Below are 18,345 nucleotides of genomic sequence, written 5' to 3' on the forward strand. Positions count from 1 at the left end.
ACGGCAAACCCGCCGAAACCCCTAAAACGAAGACCCCGGCTCGCGCAGGAACGCCTCTTCCTCCTGCGTGGAGGGCCGCGCGAGCGCCGCATTCCGATGCGGATAGCGCCTGAAGCGCTCGATCACCTGCGCGTGCCGCACCGCGTACCGGTAGTAGTCGTCACCGCCCGGTTCGTCGGCGAGCGCGCGAAAGAGCCGCAGCGATTCGTGCTGGCTCGCCTCCGACTCGTCGTGCTCGAACGGCAGGTACGCAAACGCGCGGTGATGCACGCTGGGCAGCAGACGGTCCGCGCCGCTCGCCACCATCTGCCTCGCGACAGCGAGCGCCTTTGGATCGCCCGCGAATGCGTGCGGCGTGCCGCGATGGCAGTTGCGCGAGAACTGGTCGAGCACGATGACGAGCGCCAATGCGCCGGGCGCCGTGGCGGTCCACGCATCGAGCGCGCCTTCGCGGCCCAGCACGATCAGTTCGCCGAAGCGCTCGCGAAGCTCGCTGTCGAACGCTTCGTCGCGTGCGAACCAGATCTTTCGCTTCGCGCCGTAGCCGGGCAAATCCGGCTCGCCGAACCAGAAGTCGAGCACCGCCTTCGCGCGGGCATCGAGCTGCGCGTAATCGCGGCTCCAGTCGCTGCCTGCTGCGACTGACGCGCTCATGCGAACTCCAGCACGAGCCGCCGCGTACGCGCGCTCTTCTTTTCGAGCTTCGCCACGCGCAGCGCGCCGATCTCGCTCGTATTGCGCACGTGCGTGCCGCCGCAGGGCTGAAGGTCCACGTCTTCGATGCGCAGCAGCCGCACGCGGCCCAGTCCCATGGGCGGCTTCACGCTCATCGTGCGCACCAGTTCGGGACGCTGCTGCATTTCGTCGTCGGTGATCCAGACGGTGGCCACCGCATGCGAGCCTTCCACCAGGTCGCCCAGGCGCGCTTCCACCCTGTCGCGTTCGATCGGCTCCACGGTCGCGAAGTCGAGCCGCGCGTAGTCCGCCGTGATGCTGCAACCATCCACGGGATACGGCAGCACCGCGCACATCAGGTGGCTCGCGGTATGCAGGCGCATGTGCCGGTAGCGGCGCGCCCAGTCGATCTCCGCGCGCACGCGTTCGCCCACACGCAGGCGCGCTAGCAGCGCCTCCTGTTCCGGCGCGGGCACGTGGACAGCGTCGTCCGGTGTAGCGCCGTCGAATTTCGCCTTGCGCGTGTCCGCAATCGCGATGCGCGTGCCGTCTTCGAGCGTGAGCGCACCCGTGTCGCCCGCCTGGCCGCCGCCGAGCGGATAGAACACCGTCTGGTCGAGATGAATGCCCTGCTCGTCGATCGCGGTGATCAACGCGTCGCATTGCGTGAGATAAGCGTCGTCGCGAAAGAGCGCCTTCGTGGTCATGATCGTTTCCTGTCGGTTTCGTGGGGCTTCATGGAGGCGGCGGGCGCTCAAGGTGCCATAAAGGTGCCACAAGCGTGCGACTTGCGTACCACCGGCGCGCCACACCAACCATGCGGCATGGCGGCCATTATTGCGTCGCCCGCGCTGCGGGGGACAGGCCGCCTCCAGGCCAACTGTCACCGGACTGTACTGTTCCGACGAACAGGCCAGCACTGAACCGCCGGCGCAGCGCGCCATCAGCCAGGACCTCAGCCTGCACATCAACCAGCACATCAGCCCGGAGATCAGCCCGGACGGTTGCGCATCCAGTCGGCGGTCTCGAAAAACGAATGCAGCAGACGCTCGCGCAGCGGCTCGGGCAAACCGACGTCCTCCATCGCCCAGGCCATGCAGCGCAGCCACTGGTCACGCTCGTCCGATGCGATGGCGTACGGCAGGTGCCGCGCGCGCAGCCGCGGATGCCCGAAGCGGCTGATGTAGTGGTCCGGGCCGCCCAGCCAGCCGCAGAGGAACCAGAAGAGCTTGTCGCGCGAGCCGTCGAGCGTCGGCGGATGCAGCGCGCGCAGGCCCGCGAATTCGGGCTCGAGGTCCATCAGGTCATAGAAGCGGTCGACGAGTTCGCGCACGCGCGCCTCGCCGCCCACGAGTTCGAAGGCCGTGGGTTGGGTCGGCGCTTCGTCGTTCGGATCGGTCATACGGTCAAGAAAGGAAGTCGGAAAAAAATGCGGGCGGGAAAGCACGGCTTCATTGACGCGGCTTCAATGAAGCCTCGGCGATAAGACCGCATCACGCCCCTGATGCATCGCGTCTCACGCGTCCCGCAGCGATTGCAGTGCCGGCCGCGCCAGCACGTTGCGCAGACTGAGCCAGCCGCCCACCGCCGCGCACGCCACGCCGGCCACCACGCCGGCCGGCAGCAGCCACGGGTCGAAGGCGAGATAGAAGTCGAACACGCGCGTGGCGAGCACCACGCCCACGGCCTGCGCGCCTGCCGCGCCCATGAGCCCCGCGAGCGCGCCCACCACGGCGAATTCAGCGAACTGCACCGTGAGCACCTGGCGGTGCGAGGCCCCCAGCGCGCGCAGCAGCGCGGATTCTCGCACACGTTCGTCGCGGGTCCCGGCGAGCGCTGCGTACAGCACGAGCAGCCCCGCCGCCAGCGTGAACGCGAACAGAAACTGCACGGCGCCGATCACCTGGCCGATCACGCGCTGCACCTGCGAGAGGATGGGCGCGGTGTCGATGGCGGTGACGTTCGGATACGCGGCAACGAGTCCGTCGATCACGCCGCGCTGCTCGCGCGGCACGTGAAAGCTCGTGATGAACATCGACGGAAAATCCTGCAGCAGCGCGGGCGGCATCAGCACGAAGAAGTTCACCTTGAACGATCCCCAGTCGAGCTTGCGCGTGCTCGTGATGGGCGCATCGACAGTCATGCCCGTCACGTCGAAGCGCAGCGTATCGCCGGGCTTCACGTTGAGGATTTTGGCGAGCCCCTGCTCCATGGAAAGCTGCGGCGCCTTCGAGTCGCCATACCACTTGCCCGCTTCGATGCGATTGTCGTCGGGCAGCTTCGTCGTGTACGAGAGGTTGAATTCGCGGTCAACGAGGCGCCGCGCGTCTTCGCTCTTGTAGCTGTCCGGATTGACCGGCTTGCCGTTGATGGCGACGAGCCGCGCGCGCACCATCGGTTCAAGCGTCACGTCGGCAAAGCCGTGCGCCTTCAGGTAGTCGAGCACGCCTGCGCGCTGGTCGGGCTGAATGTCGATGATGAATTCGTTCGGTGCGTCGGGCGGCGTCGATTTGCGCCAGCCGTCAATCAGGTCGTTGCGCGTCATCGCGATGAGCAGCAGGCACATCAGCCCGATGCCGAGCGCCGTGATCTGCAGTGCGCTCGCGCCCGCCCGCCGCTCCAGCGAAGCCAGCGCATAACGCCAGCCGACGCTCGCGTTCACGCGCTCGCTGCGCGCCACGTGCGCGGCGGCCCAGAGCGCGAGCCGCGCGACGATGGAGAACAGCAGCAGCCCGCCCGCGAAGCCGCCCGCCACGATGCCGCCCAGCTTGAGTTCGCCCGCCGCGAGCACGAGCAGGCCGGCGAAGAGCGCGATGCCGAGCGCGTAAGCGGCCCACGCCGTGCGCCCCGCCTCGCCCCACTCGCGACGCAGCACCCGCACCGGCGGCACGCGCGTGAGCGGCAACAGCGGCGGCAGCGCGAAGCCGAGCAGCAGCACGAGACCGGCCGCCAGTCCTTCGAGCGCGGGCCACACACGCGGATACGGCAGCGCGACGTCGATCAGACTACCGAGCCACGCGAGCAAAGCGAGGTGTCCGCCGAAACCAAGCGCGAGGCCCGCGATGCCGCCCACGAGCCCCACCGTCAGGAACTCGAGCGTGAACAGCACGCGCAACGTGCGTTGGCTCACGCCGAGGCAGCGCATCTGCGCGCAACTGTCCAGATGGCGGCGCGTGTAGCGGTGCGCGGTCATGGCGATGGCGACCGCCGCGAGCAAGGCCGTGAGCAGCGCGACGAGCGTGAGGAAGTGGCCCGCGCGATCGAGCGTCTGCCGCACCTGCGGCTGCCCGTCCTGCAACGATTCGAGCGCGACGCCGCGCATCTTGCCGCCGTCCACGCGCGCATGAGCCCACCCGGCAAAACGCGCCACGGCGGCATCGGGCCCCGCCACGAGCAGCCGCCAGGTGACCCGGCTGCCGTAGCCGATCAGGCCGGTGGACGAAAGCTCGTCGGCACGCATCATGAGACGCGGCGAGAAATTGACGAACGAGAAGCCGCGATCCAGCTCGCGCGTAATCATCGCGGCCACCTTGAAGGTGCGCCCGCCCACCAGCACCGTGTCGCCCACGCGCAGCTTGAGCGTATCGAGCAATTGTTCGTCCACCCAGACGGTGCCGGGCGCGGGGATGCCGGTCGCGGCGTGATCCGGCGCGTTGGGCCCGGACGCGATGCGCAGCGCGCCGCGCAACGGATATCCCGGCGAGACGGCCTTCACGGCGGAGAGGCGTGCGAGGGTGGGCGCAGGCTGGGCGGCCTCGGCTGCCGGTTGCGACTGAGCGACGTCGCCGCCCGGCTGCGCGCGCGTCGCGGCCGCAGCCGGGCTTGAGGCCGAAGTTGAGCCCGAAGTTGCGCCCGTAGGTGCAGCCGCCCCCGACGCCGAAGCCGCACCGCCGCTCACCATCGTCGGAAAAATCGCTGTCGATGCGGTACGCAAGCCGAGCGTCTCGGCCTCGCGGGCGAATTGGGGATCGACGGGATGGTCGGCGCGCACGATGAAGTCGGCCGCGATCATTTGTCGCGCGTCGCGTTCCAGCCCTTGTTGCAGCCGGTCAGCGAGAAAGCCGACGCTCGAAAGCGCGGTGACGGCCAGCACCAGCGCGAGCGCAAGCATGGTCAGTTCGCCCGCGCGCCAGTCGCGGGCCGTCATGCGCGCGGCCTGGCGGACCACGTCGAACCATCGGTAGCGGCGCGGCGCCGCGTCTTTCGGCAGGCTTGCCTTGACCTTCTGTGCTTCGCTCAATCGTGTCGGCTCCTCAACGTTCCGAAACGCGACACCATATGCGTCGCCATCCCCCTGAAACCGCCCTGCACGCCGCGCCACAGCCGCGGCAGCGCCCACAGCGCCACGGCGAGGAAGCCCGCAAGCAGCACCAGAAAGAGCAGCGGCACGAAGAGCGCGAGCAGCACGCCGGTGAACGTGAGGCCGTCTTCGGCGGTGGAGGTCACGACGTTCGACACCGGTTCCGGCGAGAGATTGATCAGTGCGCGCGTGCCCGCCTTGGCGAGATGGGTCGTGCCAGCGAGCGTGCCGCCCGCGAGCGCCGCCACCGTGAGCACCGCCGGGTCGGCGTGACCGAGCGCGCCCGCCGCGAGCACCGCGCCCGCGGGAATGCGGATGAAGGTGTGCACGGCGTCCCAGAGCGAATCGAAGGCGGGAATCTTGTCGGCGAGAAATTCAGCGATGGTCAGCACGGCCGCCGCCGTCAGCACCCAGGGCGAAGCGAGCACCGCGAGCGTGTCGGGCAGATGGATGAAGCCGAGGCGCTCCAGAACGCCCGCGATCAGCACCGTGAGATAGAGGCGCAAGCCGCTGCCCCAGGCAAGGCCTGCTGCCAGCGATAGTGGTTCAAGCATTGCCCCCTCCTTGCGCGCGGCCGGCGCGGCTGCGGCTGTTCGCGAGCGCGTCCTCGAATGGAGCGGACCGGCCAATCGAGGCGGGGCGTCGCGTATCAATCGGGTGTCAATTGGGCCTCACGCAGGGCCTCAAGCGGGGCATCAAGGATGCATCGGGCGCGCATCAAGCGCGTATCGAACCGCCGAACCCGCGCCGCATGGGGCGCGAGCCAATTTCAAGACCGGATCGCTGCATTATAGCCACGGAGATTCGCGTTCCGCCGCGTGGTTGCGCGAACCCGCTGCGGCCTCAGCTCGTGCCGATGAGCCGATACCCCACGCCCGTCTCGGTGACGATGTGCTCGGGCTGGGCGGGATCGCGTTCCAGCTTCTGGCGCAGGTGTGCCATGTAGATGCGCAGGTAGTGGCTGCTCTCCACGTGCGACGGCCCCCAGACGTCGCGCAGCAGTTGCCGGTGGGTCAGCACGCGGCCGGCGTGGCGCACCAGCGTGGCGAGCAACCGGTACTCGATGGGCGTGAGATGCACGGGCGCCCCGTCGCGCGAGACCTGGCGTAGCGCAAGATCCACGGTCACGCCGCCGAAATGAACCTGCGGCGTCTCGTTCGAGCCGCCGTGGTTGCGGCGGCGCAGGTGCGCGCGAATCCGCGCGAGCAGTTCGGAGACGCCGAACGGCTTCGTGAGGTAGTCGTCGGCGCCCGCGTCGAGCGCGGCCACCTTCTCGCTTTCTTGGCTGCGCGCCGAGAGCACGATCACGGGCAGGTCGCTCCAGCCCCGCAGCTCGCGGATCACGTCGAGCCCGTCGGTGTCGGGCAGCCCGAGGTCCACGATCACGAGGTCGGGCTTGCGCGTGGCTGCCTCCACGAGACCCTGGCGGCCCGTGTCGGCGTCGTGCACGGCGATGCCTTCGGCTTCCAGGGTCGCGCGCACGAAGCGGCGAATCTGCTTTTCGTCTTCGATCAGGACGACGGTGATGCGCGGCTCGTTCATGAGTGAGAGTGGGGAGAGGGCGTGGGCCCCGAAAGCGGGTCCGGCCGGTCCAGGTTGGGCGAGCGGTCGGCGGCGGGCGATGCAACCCCGGCGCCGGAGGCCGTAGTATCGCCCGGCACGGGGCCAGATGGCGAGGTAGAGGATGAGGCCCCGGGCATCTCCGTGGGCGGCGCGGCGGATCGGGTTTGTTCAGCGGCTTGTTCTGTGCCGCCGCCCGCCTCCGGGGCAGCGGCTTCACCGGCGCGAGGCCCGTGCGTCTGCTGTGTTGCTTCGCGAAGCGCTTCCTGAGTGGCTTCCTGAGTGGCTGCCTGAGTCGCTTCCTGCACCGTTTCCCGAACGACCTCCTGCCCCGCCTCTTCCGCCTCCAACGCCTCCATCGTCGCGGGCGGCGTCTCCACCGGCAGCGTGAACCAGAAGCGCGCGCCTTCCACATGGCCGTCCGGGGCAAGCCGGTTGAACGCGCCGATCGCGCCGCCGTGCGCCTCCACGATCGCGCGGCAGATCGCAAGCCCGAGCCCGATGCCCGGCTTCGCCGACTCTTTCTCGCCGCGCGTGAACTTCTCGAACACGCGCGCTTCCATGCCCACGGGCAGCCCCGGCCCCGCGTCGTCCACCGTCACGCGCACGAACGGCCGGCCGCCCTCCTCGATGCGCTCGGCGCCGATCACGAGCGGCGTATCGAGCGGCGTGTACTTCGCCGCGTTCTCGAAGAGGTTCGAGAAGAGGCGCTCCATCAGCACGGCATCGAGCTGCAGCAGCGGCAGGTCAGCCGGCAGCTTCGTCTGCACGGGATGCCGCTGCAACACGCGGCGGCACGCGCGCAGCGCAGCGCCCACGGTCTCTTCGAGCAGCGTCCACTGGCGGTTCAGATTGAGGCTACCCGCCTGCAGCCGAGCCATGTCGAGCAGGTTCGTGACGATGCCCGTCATGCGCAGCGCCTCGTCGTGAATCGCTTCCACGAGTTCGCCGGACTTCTCGGCGCGCGGGTCGGCTGCATGGGCCACATCAGGCATATCGCCGCCAACGCCCGCCTCATGCATCTGCGCGAGCATCGACGAAAAGCCGACGATTGCCGTGAGCGGCGTGCGCAGGTCGTGCGAGATCGCCGAGAGCAGCGAGTTGCGCAGCCGTTCCGACTCCATGTTCACGAGCGCGTCGCGGGCAATTTCCACGTAGTGCACGCGCTCCACGGCGAGCGCGATCTGCGCGGCGAACGCTTCCAGCATGCGCTGCTGTTCGGGCACGTCGAGTTCGTGTGCATCGTGCGTCTCTACCGCGAGCACGCCGCGCGTGCGCATGGGCGCCTTCAGCGGCAGATACAGCGCGCGGGCCGCGGGCAACGTGTCGGTGCCGCGTCCGGCCGGCTGCTGCTGGTCGTACACCCACTGCCCCACGTCGATGTCGAGCGCCTCGCCTTCCAGCATGATGGCCGGGTCCGGCTCTTCCACCTTCTGCTGCAGCTTGTCCTGGCTGTCGGGCAAAAGCAGCGCCACGCGCGCGCGGAACACCTCGCTCACATGACGGCTGCCGATAGCCACGATCTGCTCCATCGTGAGCGCCGCCGCCAGTTCGCGCGCCATCGCGTACATGGCGCCGGTGCGCTGTTCGCGACGCTGGGCAACCGCCGCCTCGCGACTCAGGCTCGACGTGAGATGACTGATCACGAGCGACGTGAGCAGCATGCCGAGAAAGGTCAGCAGGTACTGCGTGTCCGACACCGAAAACGACATGCGCGGCGGCACGAAGAAGAAGTCGAACGCCGCCACGCTCGCGAACGAGAGCAGCACGCCCGGCCCGCGGCCCAGCTTCGCCGCCGCGAAAATCACACCGAGCAGATACAGCATCACGAGGTTCGTGAGGTCGATGTGCGTCCTCAACTGGCTCGCCACCGCCGTGATGGCCACGCAGATGGCGAACGCAATCGCATAGGCGCGCGGCGGCGAGCGGCGCTCGCGTGCCGCCGAGAGCGCGTCGCGCCAGGCGCTGGCGAGCGTGTCGGGGTGCGCGTCGCGGTCGCGGCCATGTTCGTCAGCAGCGGCGCGGATCAGCGTGAGATCGAGGTCGCCCGACCGTTCCGCGAGACGTTCGCCGAACGGCCGCCGCAGGCGGCGCGAGAAGCCCGAACGCAGCGAGCCGCCCGCTACCAGCTTCGAGACGTTGCGTACGCGCGCGTAGCCGAGCAACGTATCCACGGCGTCGTCACCAGCGAGCGTGACCGTTTCGGCGCCGAGGTCCGCCGCGAGCTTGAGCGCGGCGAGCGTGCGTTCGCGGCGCGCGTCGGGTAGCCGTTGCAGCTTCGGCGTTTCCACATAGACGGCGATCCAGTCGGCCTTCAGGCTCGCCGCAAGACGCGCCGCGCCGCGCACGAGCGTGGGCGCCTCCGGCCCCGGCCCGATGCACACCAGCAGACGTTCGCGCGCCTGCCAGATGCGCTGGATGGAGCGGTCGGCGCGGTACTCGCGCATCTGCGCATCCACGCGGTCGGCCGTGCGGCGCAGTGCGAGCTCGCGCAGCGCGATGAGGTTGCCCTTGCGAAAGAAGTTGCGCACCGCGCGTTCGGCCTGCGCGGGCATATACACCTTGCCGTCGCGCATGCGGTCCAGCAGTTCCTCGGCGGGCAGGTCCACGAGCGTGACTTCGTCCGCGCGGTCGAACACGCGGTCGGGCACGGTCTCCCAGACGCGGATGCCGGTAATCTGCCCGATCACGTCGTTGAGGCTTTCCAGGTGCTGGACGTTGACGGTGGTGTAGACGTCGATGCCCGCGTCGAGCAGTTCGTAGACGTCCTGCCAGCGCTTCAGGTGGCGTGCGCCCTGCACGTTCGAATGCGCGAGTTCGTCCACCAGCACGAGCTGCGGCTTGCGCGCGAGCGCGGCGTCCAGATCGAACTCGCCGAGCGTGCGGCCGCGGTACTCGATCTGCTGGAGCGGCAGCACGTCGAGCCCTTCCGTCAGCGCCGCGGTTTCGCGGCGCCCGTGCGTTTCCACGATGCCCACTACGACGTCAGCGCCCTCCTCTTTGCGCCGACGCGCCGCCTGGAGCATGGCGTACGTCTTGCCGACGCCCGCCGACGCGCCGAAGAACACCTTCAGCTTGCCGCGCTGGCGCTTCTCTTCGTCGCGCTGCAGGCGGTCGAGCAGTTCGTCGGGATCGGGTCGGTTCATACGCGAGGGGGGTCGAGGGGTGGCCCGCCGTTAAGCGGATGCGTGAGCGGGTGCGTGCGTCAGGCTTCTTGAGTCGTATGGCGCAGGCGCATCGCCGCGGCCATCGTCGCACCGCGCCGCGAAAATGGCAACGCGGCGGCGCCTTGAGGGGCGCCGCCTGTCTGCCTGAGCGTGCCGGCTGGAGCTGGCGTGGGCCAGCTTGCCCCGAAGCCTCACCCGCCGCGTCAACCGTGCTGCGCAGCGTCCAGCGCGAGATTGAGCTTGAGCACGTTCACGCGCGGCTCGCCGAAGAGACCGAACTGGCGGCCTGCGGTATAGCGGTCCACGAGCGCCTGCACGTCGTTTGCGTTCAGGTGGCGCGCCTTCGCCACGCGTTCCACCTGGTACGCGGCGGCGGCCGGCGAGATCTCCGGGTCGAGGCCGCTCGCCGACGACGTCACGAGATCCACGGGCACCGGTTTCGACATATCCGTGCCTGCGGCCTTGAGCGCGTCGAGGCGCCCCTTGATCTCGTCGGCGAGTGCGGGGTTGGTCGGCCCCAGATTCGAGCCCGACGAGCCCTGCGCGTTATACGGCATGGGCGTCGTAGCCGAGAGCCGCCCCCAGAAGTACTGCGGCGCGTCAAACTGCTGGCCGATCAATTCCGAGCCCACCGGCTTGCCGTTCACTTCGATCAGGCTGCCGTTGGCCTCGTGCGGAAACACGGCCTGGCCGAACGCCGTCATCACGGCGGGATACGCGAGCCCCGTGAGCGCCGTGAGCACGGCAAAGAGCACAGCGAGCGGGCGAAGCAGACGAAATAGCGATTTCATGAGGGTCGATCCTTCGATGTCCGGCATGTTTCACACCCACCCGAACGCGGTGAGCGCCATGTCGATGAGCTTGATGAACGGGAACGGCAGCAACAGGCCGCCCAGACCATAGACCAGCAGATTGCGGCGCAGGATAGCGGCCGCGCCGAGCGGCCGGTACTTCACGCCCTTCAGCGCGAGCGGAATGAGCGCGACGATGATGAGCGCGTTGAAGATCACCGCGGACATGATCGCCGACGACGGCGAGCTCAGATGCATCACGTCGAGCACGCGCAACTGCGGGTAGGTGGTGGCGAACGCCGCGGGAATGATGGCGAAATACTTCGCCACGTCGTTCGCAATGGAAAACGTGGTGAGCGAGCCGCGCGTCATGAGCATCTGCTTGCCGATCTCCACGATCTCGATGAGCTTGGTCGGGTTCGAATCGAGGTCGACCATGTTGCCCGCTTCCTTCGCGGCCTGCGTGCCCGTGTTCATCGCCACCGCGACATCGGCCTGGGCGAGCGCGGGCGCGTCGTTGGTGCCGTCGCCCGTCATCGCCACGAGCCGGCCTTCGGCCTGGTGCGAGCGGATCATCTTGAGCTTCGCTTCGGGCGTGGCTTCGGCGAGGAAGTCGTCCACGCCCGCTTCCGCCGCGATGGCCGCCGCCGTGAGGCGGTTGTCGCCCGTGATCATCACGGTCTTGATACCCATCTTGCGCAGCTCCGCGAAGCGCTCCTTGATGCCGCCCTTCACGATGTCCTTGAGTTCGATCACGCCGAGCACGCGCGTGCCGTTCGCGCTCTTTTCCGCGACCACGAGCGGCGTGCTGCCGCGGCGGGCCACTTCGGTCACTGCGTGATTCACCTCGGCGGGATAGTGGCCGCCGTTCGCTTCGACGTACTGCTTCACGGCGTCGGACGCGCCCTTGCGAATCTCGCGCGGTGGCGTGCCGGGAGCCGTGGGTGCGAGGTCCACGCCGCTCATGCGCGTCTGCGCGCTGAACGCGATGAACACCGCGTTGAGCGCGGCCATGTCGCGCTGACGGATGTTGAAGCGCTGCTTCGCGAGCACGACGATGCTGCGGCCTTCAGGCGTTTCGTCGGCGAGCGACGAAAGCTGCGCCGCGTCCGCGAGCGCTTCTTCGGAAACGCCCGGCGCAGGCAGAAAGGTCGACGCCTGGCGGTTGCCGAGGGTGATCGTGCCGGTCTTGTCGAGCAGCAGCACGTCCACGTCGCCCGCGGCTTCCACGGCGCGGCCCGAGGTGGCGATCACGTTGGCCTGCATCATGCGGCTCATGCCCGCCACGCCGATAGCCGAGAGCAGCCCGCCGATGGTGGTCGGAATCAGGCACACCAGCAACGCGACGAGCGCCGTGATCGTCACGACGTGGCCGGCCTTCACGGCCGCGACCGAGAACATCGAGAACGGCAGCAGCGTGGCCGTGGCAAGCAGCAGCACGATGGTCAGCGCGACGAGCAGGATGGTGAGCGCGACTTCGTTCGGCGTCTTCTGGCGCTTCGCACCTTCCACCATCGCGATCATGCGGTCCAGAAACGCCTCGCCCGGGTTCACCGAAACACGCACGACAATCCAGTCCGAAAGCACGCGCGTGCCGCCCGTCACCGACGAAAAATCGCCGCCCGACTCGCGGATCACCGGCGCGGATTCGCCCGTGATGGCCGACTCGTCCACCGAGGCTACGCCTTCGATCACTTCGCCGTCCGCCGGAATCACGTCGCCCGCTTCGACGAGCACGACGTCGCCCTTGCGCAGGTCCGTGGCCGTGGTGATGCGCACGGGCGCCTTCGGATGCGGCTCGTTGAGCTTCTTGGCCATTACGTCTTTCTTCGCCTGACGCAGCGAAGCGGCCTGCGCCTTCGAGCGGCCCTCGGCGAGCGCCTCCGCGAAGTTGGCGAAGAGCACCGTGAACCACAGCCACAGTGCGACGGCGAGAATGAAGCCCGCGGGCGCCTCGGCCTCGCCGCCCAGCGCGGCGATCCAGAGGATCGTGGTGAGCACGCTGCCCACGTAGACGCAGAACATCACCGGATTGCGCAACTGCGTGCGCGGATCGAGTTTCCTGAACGACTCCACGATGGCCGGGCGCACGAGCGCCGGATCGAACATGGAACGGGTTGCGGAATGTTGATTCATGGTTCTTGAGTTCCCGAATGCGTGTCAGTGGCCCGCCACCATCATCAGATGCTCGACGCCCGGGCCGAGCGCAAGCGCCGGCACGTACGTGAGCGCACCCACCAGCGCCACGGTGCCGAGCAGCAGCACGACGAAGAGCGCGCCATGCGTGGGCAGCGTGCCGGCCGTCACGCCGATACGCTTCTTTTCCGCGAGCGACCCCGCGATGGCGAGCACTGGCACGATGGTGCCGAAGCGGCCGAACCACATCGCAATGCCGAGCAGCGTGTTGTAGAACGGCGTGTTCACCGAAAGGCCCGCGAACGCGCTGCCGTTGTTGTTCGCCGCGGAGCTGAACGCGTAGAGAATCTCGGAGAAGCCATGCGGGCCGGGGTTGGCGATACCCGCGGTGCCGGCACTCGTGAGCACCGCGATCGAGGTGCCGACCAGCACGAGCAGCGGCGTGAGCAGCACGACGATGGAGACCATCTTCATCTCGTACGACTCGATCTTCTTGCCGACGTATTCCGGCGTGCGGCCGATCATGAGCCCCGCCACGAACACGGCGAGCAGCGCGAACACGAGCATGCCGTAAAGGCCCGAACCCACGCCGCCGAAGATCACCTCGCCCAACTGGATCAGCAGCAGCGGAACGAGGCCGCCCAACGGCGTGAGCGAGTCGTGCATCGTGTTCACGGCGCCGCACGACGCAGCGGTGGTGGCCACCGTGAAGATGCCGGACTGCGCGATGCCGAAGCGCGTCTCTTTGCCTTCCATGTTGCCGCCCGATTGCAGCGCGCTCGCCTGCTGATCGACGTTGAGCGACGCGTAAAGCGGATTGCCCGCCTGCTCGGCGCTGATTTCGCCCCACACGCCGATGGCGAATGCAATCGTCATCGCGGCGAGCACGGCCACGCCCTGGCGGCGATCCAGCACCATCTGGCCGAACGTCAAGCACAGCGCCGCGGGCAGCAGAAGAATCGCGATCACTTCCACGAAGTTGGCGAACGGCGTGGGGTTCTCATACGGATGCGCCGAGTTGGCGTTGAAGAAGCCGCCGCCGTTCGTGCCGAGCATCTTGATCGCGACCTGCGAGGCGACCGGACCCATGGCGAGCGTCTGTGACGTGACCTTCGTGTCGACCGTCACGGGGTTGCCCTTCGCGTCCTTCACCGGATTGCCTGACGCATCGAGCTTCGGCGCCGCGTAGGTCGTGGTCTGGAGCACCGGCACGTCTTCATACGCACGGAAGTTCTGGATCATGCCCTGGCTCATCAGCAGCGCGGCGATGAGCGCCGACATCGGTACGAGCACGTAGAGCGTGACCCGCGTCACGTCGACCCAGAAGTTGCCGATGGTCTTCGCGGTGTGACGCGCGAAGCCGCGAATCAACGCGATCACCACGACGATGCCGGTCGCCGCCGAGAGGAAGTTCTGCACGGTGAAGCCGAGCATCTGCGTGAGGTAGCTCACGGTCTGCTCCGGCGAGTAGTCCTGCCAGTTCGTGTTCGTGACGAAACTCACGGCCGTGTTGAACGCGCCATCCACGGTCATGGGACCGAAGCCCTGCGGATTGCCGGGCAGCCAGCCTTGCACACGCAGCAGCAAATAGAGGAACAGCGCGCCCAGCAGGTTGAACGCGATGGTTGCCACCGCGTACTGCTTCCAGCCCATCTCGGCTTGAGCATCGACGCCGGCCGCGCGGAACAGGAACCGTTCGAGCGGCGCGAACACGCGCACAACGCGCGACGTGCCGTCCATCACCTTCGTCAGATAACGCGAAACGGGCACGGCGAGCAGCAGCAGAACGACGAGATAGACGAGCGGTTGCTGAATGTTGTCGAGGTTCATTCCAGATCCTCCGCGCGCAGCAGCGCATGGATGAGATAGGCGAACAGCAACAGCGTGGCCGCTCCGGAGAGCCAAAGCATCCAGGTCATGACCGTGCCCCCTGGCCACGCCGGTATTGCGTGAGCTTCTGGCAACCGGCAATCAGGGCGTAGGTCAGCGCGGCGAAAGCCACGATTCCCCCGACGTACAGCGCATCCATGTTTGTGTTCTCCGATGATGGATTACGGATGGATGCAACGTTAGTCGGTTGGATGTAAAGGGCGGGTTAAAGGTGGGGGGCGCGGGTGTAAAAAGCGCGTAAACACGGGATGCGCGGGGTGCGCGGCGCTCGTCGGGCGGGCGGAACGCGAAAAAAAGGCGGCACGTCTGCCGCCCTTTACGGGAAAGGAAAGCTTGCGCCGCTCAGGGCATCAGCACCGTGGAGCCCGTCGTCTTGCGCGCTTCGAGGTCCTCATGCGCGCGGGCGACCTCGGCAAGCGCATAACGCTGGTTGATGCTCGTCTTCACCTTGCCCGAGGCGAGCACGTCGAACAGTTCGGCCGACATCGCTTCGTAGTCCGCGCGTTTGGCCATGTATGTGAAGAGCGTGGGACGCGTGAAGAAGAGCGAGCCGCGGCCCGCGAATTCGGACGAGTCGATGGGCGGCAGCGGCCCCGACGCGTTGCCGAAGCTCACGAAGAGGCCGAGCGGCGCAAGGCAGTCGAGCGAGCCGGTGAAGGTGTCGCGGCCAATCGAGTCGTAGACCACGGGCACGCCCGCGCCGTTGGTGATCTCGCGCACGCGCTTCGTGAAGTTCTCGCGCGTGTAGACGATCGGGTAGTCGCAACCGTGCGCCTTCGCGATGGCGGCCTTGTCGTCCGAACCCACGGTGCCGATCACGGTGGCGCCCAGCGCCTTGGCCCACTGGCACACCAGCAGGCCCACGCCGCCGGCGGCGGCCTGGATCAGGATCGTGTCGCCGGGCTTCACCCTGTATGTGCGGCGCAGCAGGTACTGCGCCGTGAGGCCCTGCAGCATCACCGAGGCCGCCTGCTCGTACGAGAGCGCGTCCGGCAGCTTCACGACTTGCGCCGCGCCCAGCACGCGTTCCTCGGCATACGCGCCGGGCGGGCGCGCGACATAGGCCACGCGGTCGCCTACGGCGAGACTCGTCACGCCAGGCCCCACGGCCGCGACCTCGCCCGCCGCTTCCATGCCGAGCCCACCGGGCAACGGCAGCGGATAGAGCCCGCTGCGGAAGTACACGTCGATGTAGTTGAGCCCGACCGCGTGCTGACGGATGCGGATCTCGCCCTCGCCGGGGTCGCCCACGGGCACGTCGACCCACTTCATCACCTCCGGGCCGCCCGTGCGTTCGAATCGGATTGCCTTGCTCATCTCGTTCTGTCTCCTGTTCAGTCGTTATTCGAAGCCGCATTCGAAGCGGGAAGGCGGATTGGCCTCATCCGCCATCCGCTGCCGTCACTCGCCTTCCTGCGCGAGTCGCAGCGCCAGCACGTCGAGAATCATGCGCGCGGTCGAGATGTTGGTCGCGCACGGCACGTTGTGCACGTCGCAGGCGCGCACGAGCGCGTTGATGTCCGGTTCGTGCGGCTGCGGCGTCATGGGGTCGCGCAGGAAGATCACCATGTCCACCCTGCCCTCGGCCAGCTGCGCGCCGATCTGCAGGTCGCCGCCGTGCGGGCCCGAGAGCATGCGCTCCACTTCGAGCCCGTGCGCCGCCGCGATGCGCGAACCCGTGGTGCCCGTGGCGATGAGGTGGCAGCGGCGCAGCGTATCGGCGTACTCGCCGGCCAGCTTCACGATGTCGTCTTTCTTGTGGTCGTGCGCAATGAGTGCGACGCGTGTGGACATGAGGTGGGTCTCCCTTTGGTTGATCTGGTCGAATGTGATGGATGAGGTGGGCGGTTCGGGTTGTGACGAGCGGGCGGCGGCCGTCAGAAGGTGCTCGTCAAAGGTAGCTGTCAAAAGGTACCCGGATAAGCCCCGCCGTCGATCAGCAGATTTTGCCCCGTGATGTAGCCCGCGTGCACGCTGCAGAGGAAAGCGCAGGCGCGGCCGAACTCGTCGGGCTGACCGAAGCGGCCCGCCGGAATCGATGCCATGCGGTGCTGGCGGGCTTCGTCGATCGAAACATTGGCGGCCTTCGCCTGCGCCGCCATCGTGCTGACGATTCGGTCGGTATCGAAGAGGCCCGGCAGCAGGTTGTTGATCGTCACGCCGTGCGGGGCGACCTTGCGCGCCACGCCCGCCACGAAGCCCGTCAGGCCCGAGCGGGCGCCGTTGGAGAGCCCCAGCACGTCGATAGGCGCTTTCACCGACGAACTCGTAATGTTCACGATGCGGCCGAACCCGCGCTCGATCATGGCGTCCACGGTGGCGCGAATCAGCTCGATCGGCGTGAGCATGTTGGCTTCGAGCGCGCGGATCCAGTCGTCGTGGCCGAACTGGCGGAAGTCGCCCGGCGGCGGGCCGCCCGCGTTGTTGACGAGGATGTCCGGGCGCGGGCACGCGGCGAGCGCCGCCGCGCGGCCTTCGGGCGTGGTGATGTCGCAGGCGACCGCGTTCACCTCGACACCGGTCTTCGCGCGAATCTGGGCCGCCGTGGCATCGAGCGTCTCCTGCGTGCGCGCGACGATGGTGAGATTCACGCCTTCGGCGGCCAGCGCTTCTGCGCAGCCGCGCCCGAGTCCCTTGCTCGCCGCGCAGACGAGCGCGGTGCGTCCTGCGATGCCCATGTCCATCGGTATGTATCCTCTTTGGTGTGCTTGCCGGCTGGCCGCTTCGCCTGCGGGGTGCGGCGGCGGGGTGCCGTGGGTGGGTGCCGAGTAGCCGATTCTAGAAGAATCGGCGCGGCGCCGTTGGCCGCGGCATCCGTCCATATCGCCACCGCACGCTTTGTCGGTAAACTTGCAGCCGTGGCGCGCCTGCCGGCCCCTTGCCGGACCGCGGTGCGTCTTTTCACCGGGCTGCGGTCAGGGCGCTGAGCCCGCCCTGCCGGCCCGGCCGATTTCCTCTTGCCGCCTTGTGCCTTCGTCATGAAACAGGACAGCCGCTTTCCGAACCTTTTTATCCTCGATCACCCGTTGATCCAGCACAAGCTCACGCACATGCGCGACAGGGACACGTCCACCCGCACGTTCCGCGAACTGCTGCGCGAAATCACGCTGCTGATGGGCTACGAGATCACGCGCAACCTGCCCGTCACCACGCGGCGCGTGCAGACGCCGCTCGTCGAGATCGACGCGCCGGTGATCGCGGGCAAGAAGCTCGCCATCGTGCCGGTGCTGCGGGCGGGCGTCGGGATGTCGGACGGGCTGCTGGAGCTGATTCCGTCGGCGCGGGTGGGCCATATCGGCGTCTATCGCGACGACGCACACCGCCCCGTCGAATACCTCGTGCGGCTGCCTGATCTCGAAGACCGCATCTTCATCCTGTGCGACCCGATGGTCGCCACGGGCTACTCGGCGGTGCACGCCGTGGACGTACTCAAGCGCCGCAACGTGGCCGGCGAGAACATTCTGTTCCTTGCGCTCGTCGCGGCGCCCGAGGGCGTCGAGGTGTTCCAGAAAGCGCATCCGGACGTGAAGCTGTACGTGGCGTCGCTCGACTCGCATCTGAACGAGCATGCCTACATCGTGCCGGGTCTCGGCGACGCGGGCGACCGGCTGTTCGGTACGAAGAACTGAAAGAACGACGGCCCCGACGTTCGCGTGCGCCGGGGTCGCCGCAGGGTGCAGCGGCCCTCCCGGGTCCGCAAACTATCCCGCCCGCGTTGCCCCGGTCGGGCGGACCACCCCGCCATTCAAGGCCCACACCCCCCGCCATCCGGCCGCTCTTCTGTCCTTCCCGCGTCCGCTCAGGCCACCGGACGGCGGCTGTCGGC

General features: G+C 68.0%; 16 protein-coding genes. 1 reads left to right on the forward strand and 15 read right to left on the reverse strand.

Annotation, left to right across the window (positions count from 1 at the left end):
- Positions 1-21 precede the first annotated feature (21 nt).
- The 15 genes from PXJ20_RS17670 to PXJ20_RS17740 form a co-directional block, all read right to left on the reverse strand.
- Positions 22-654 (reverse strand): DUF924 family protein, encoded by a 633-nt coding sequence (locus PXJ20_RS17670; protein ID WP_421030594.1) that lies wholly within the window; start codon positions 652-654, stop codon positions 22-24.
- Complete coding sequence (locus tag PXJ20_RS17675) at positions 651-1,382, reverse strand: alanyl-tRNA editing protein (protein ID WP_421030593.1); 732 nt, start codon at positions 1,380-1,382, stop codon at positions 651-653. The genes PXJ20_RS17670 and PXJ20_RS17675 overlap by 4 nt, the downstream gene beginning before the upstream one ends.
- Before the next feature lie 284 nt (positions 1,383-1,666).
- On the reverse strand, positions 1,667-2,077 hold the full coding sequence (locus PXJ20_RS17680) for a group II truncated hemoglobin (RefSeq protein ID WP_126878499.1): 411 nt from the start codon (positions 2,075-2,077) through the stop codon (positions 1,667-1,669).
- A 114-nt stretch (positions 2,078-2,191) separates the two neighbouring features.
- Entirely contained in the window at positions 2,192-4,822 is a 2,631-nt protein-coding gene (locus PXJ20_RS17685) for an ABC transporter permease (protein ID WP_421030995.1), read from the reverse strand.
- Between the two features lie 89 nt (positions 4,823-4,911).
- The gene (locus PXJ20_RS17690) at positions 4,912-5,529 is read right to left on the reverse strand and encodes a DUF4126 domain-containing protein (protein WP_421030592.1); all 618 of its coding nucleotides are present in this window, start codon (positions 5,527-5,529) and stop codon (positions 4,912-4,914) included.
- A gap of 289 nt (positions 5,530-5,818) precedes the next feature.
- Positions 5,819-6,517: a two-component system response regulator KdpE gene (gene kdpE, locus PXJ20_RS17695; protein ID WP_042301897.1), complete on the reverse strand. Its 699-nt coding sequence runs from the start codon at positions 6,515-6,517 to the stop codon at positions 5,819-5,821.
- Positions 6,514-9,681 carry a DUF4118 domain-containing protein gene (locus PXJ20_RS17700; protein ID WP_421030590.1) on the reverse strand — a complete coding sequence of 1,056 codons (3,168 nt, stop codon included), beginning with the start codon at positions 9,679-9,681 and terminating at the stop codon, positions 6,514-6,516. The genes kdpE and PXJ20_RS17700 overlap by 4 nt, the downstream gene beginning before the upstream one ends.
- A 224-nt stretch (positions 9,682-9,905) precedes the next feature.
- Positions 9,906-10,493, reverse strand: a complete 588-nt coding sequence (gene kdpC, locus PXJ20_RS17705) for a potassium-transporting ATPase subunit KdpC (RefSeq protein WP_421030589.1) — start codon at positions 10,491-10,493, stop codon at positions 9,906-9,908.
- 30 nt (positions 10,494-10,523) lie between these two features.
- Positions 10,524-12,629: a potassium-transporting ATPase subunit KdpB gene (gene kdpB, locus PXJ20_RS17710; RefSeq protein ID WP_421030588.1), complete on the reverse strand. Its 2,106-nt coding sequence runs from the start codon at positions 12,627-12,629 to the stop codon at positions 10,524-10,526.
- 24 nt (positions 12,630-12,653) lie between these two features.
- Positions 12,654-14,459 carry a potassium-transporting ATPase subunit KdpA gene (gene kdpA, locus PXJ20_RS17715; RefSeq protein WP_126878494.1) on the reverse strand — a complete coding sequence of 602 codons (1,806 nt, stop codon included), beginning with the start codon at positions 14,457-14,459 and terminating at the stop codon, positions 12,654-12,656.
- Positions 14,456-14,548 carry a potassium-transporting ATPase subunit F gene (locus PXJ20_RS17720; protein WP_017774370.1) on the reverse strand — a complete coding sequence of 31 codons (93 nt, stop codon included), beginning with the start codon at positions 14,546-14,548 and terminating at the stop codon, positions 14,456-14,458. The genes kdpA and PXJ20_RS17720 overlap by 4 nt, the downstream gene beginning before the upstream one ends.
- Positions 14,545-14,658, reverse strand: coding sequence for a potassium ABC transporter ATPase (locus tag PXJ20_RS17725; protein ID WP_081601790.1), 114 nt, complete (start codon positions 14,656-14,658; stop codon positions 14,545-14,547). Before PXJ20_RS17725 ends, PXJ20_RS17720 begins: the two co-directional genes overlap by 4 nt.
- A 203-nt stretch (positions 14,659-14,861) precedes the next feature.
- Positions 14,862-15,836, reverse strand: a complete 975-nt coding sequence (locus PXJ20_RS17730; RefSeq protein WP_421030587.1) for a quinone oxidoreductase family protein — start codon at positions 15,834-15,836, stop codon at positions 14,862-14,864.
- Between the two features lie 84 nt (positions 15,837-15,920).
- The gene (locus PXJ20_RS17735; RefSeq protein ID WP_042301892.1) at positions 15,921-16,313 is read right to left on the reverse strand and encodes a methylglyoxal synthase; all 393 of its coding nucleotides are present in this window, start codon (positions 16,311-16,313) and stop codon (positions 15,921-15,923) included.
- A 110-nt stretch (positions 16,314-16,423) separates the two neighbouring features.
- The gene (locus tag PXJ20_RS17740; RefSeq protein ID WP_017774367.1) at positions 16,424-17,203 is read right to left on the reverse strand and encodes an SDR family oxidoreductase; all 780 of its coding nucleotides are present in this window, start codon (positions 17,201-17,203) and stop codon (positions 16,424-16,426) included.
- A gap of 294 nt (positions 17,204-17,497) precedes the next feature.
- Here PXJ20_RS17740 and upp point away from each other — a divergent pair, with 294 nt between their 5' ends.
- The gene (gene upp / locus PXJ20_RS17745; protein WP_017774366.1) at positions 17,498-18,148 is read left to right on the forward strand and encodes a uracil phosphoribosyltransferase; all 651 of its coding nucleotides are present in this window, start codon (positions 17,498-17,500) and stop codon (positions 18,146-18,148) included.
- Positions 18,149-18,345 lie beyond the last annotated feature (197 nt).

Source organism: Paraburkholderia sp. A1RI_3L, assembly GCF_048957895.1.
Classification (GTDB): Bacteria; Pseudomonadota; Gammaproteobacteria; order Burkholderiales; family Burkholderiaceae; genus Paraburkholderia; species Paraburkholderia kururiensis.

Coding starts and splice junctions, on each gene's coding strand:
- PXJ20_RS17700 (WP_421030590.1), bottom strand. CDS start 9,681: ATGAACCGACCCGATCCCGACGAACTGCTCGACCGCCTGCAGCGCGAC.
- PXJ20_RS17670 (WP_421030594.1), bottom strand. CDS start 654: ATGAGCGCGTCAGTCGCAGCAGGCAGCGACTGGAGCCGCGATTACGCG.
- PXJ20_RS17690 (WP_421030592.1), bottom strand. CDS start 5,529: ATGCTTGAACCACTATCGCTGGCAGCAGGCCTTGCCTGGGGCAGCGGC.
- kdpB (WP_421030588.1), bottom strand. CDS start 12,629: ATGAATCAACATTCCGCAACCCGTTCCATGTTCGATCCGGCGCTCGTG.
- PXJ20_RS17685 (WP_421030995.1), bottom strand. CDS start 4,822: ATGACGGCCCGCGACTGGCGCGCGGGCGAACTGACCATGCTTGCGCTC.
- PXJ20_RS17730 (WP_421030587.1), bottom strand. CDS start 15,836: ATGAGCAAGGCAATCCGATTCGAACGCACGGGCGGCCCGGAGGTGATG.
- PXJ20_RS17720 (WP_017774370.1), bottom strand. CDS start 14,548: ATGACCTGGATGCTTTGGCTCTCCGGAGCGGCCACGCTGTTGCTGTTC.
- PXJ20_RS17735 (WP_042301892.1), bottom strand. CDS start 16,313: ATGTCCACACGCGTCGCACTCATTGCGCACGACCACAAGAAAGACGAC.
- PXJ20_RS17740 (WP_017774367.1), bottom strand. CDS start 17,203: ATGGACATGGGCATCGCAGGACGCACCGCGCTCGTCTGCGCGGCGAGC.
- upp (WP_017774366.1), top strand. CDS start 17,498: ATGAAACAGGACAGCCGCTTTCCGAACCTTTTTATCCTCGATCACCCG.
- PXJ20_RS17675 (WP_421030593.1), bottom strand. CDS start 1,382: ATGACCACGAAGGCGCTCTTTCGCGACGACGCTTATCTCACGCAATGC.
- kdpA (WP_126878494.1), bottom strand. CDS start 14,459: ATGAACCTCGACAACATTCAGCAACCGCTCGTCTATCTCGTCGTTCTG.
- PXJ20_RS17680 (WP_126878499.1), bottom strand. CDS start 2,077: ATGACCGATCCGAACGACGAAGCGCCGACCCAACCCACGGCCTTCGAA.
- kdpC (WP_421030589.1), bottom strand. CDS start 10,493: ATGAAATCGCTATTTCGTCTGCTTCGCCCGCTCGCTGTGCTCTTTGCC.
- PXJ20_RS17725 (WP_081601790.1), bottom strand. CDS start 14,658: ATGGATGCGCTGTACGTCGGGGGAATCGTGGCTTTCGCCGCGCTGACC.
- kdpE (WP_042301897.1), bottom strand. CDS start 6,517: ATGAACGAGCCGCGCATCACCGTCGTCCTGATCGAAGACGAAAAGCAG.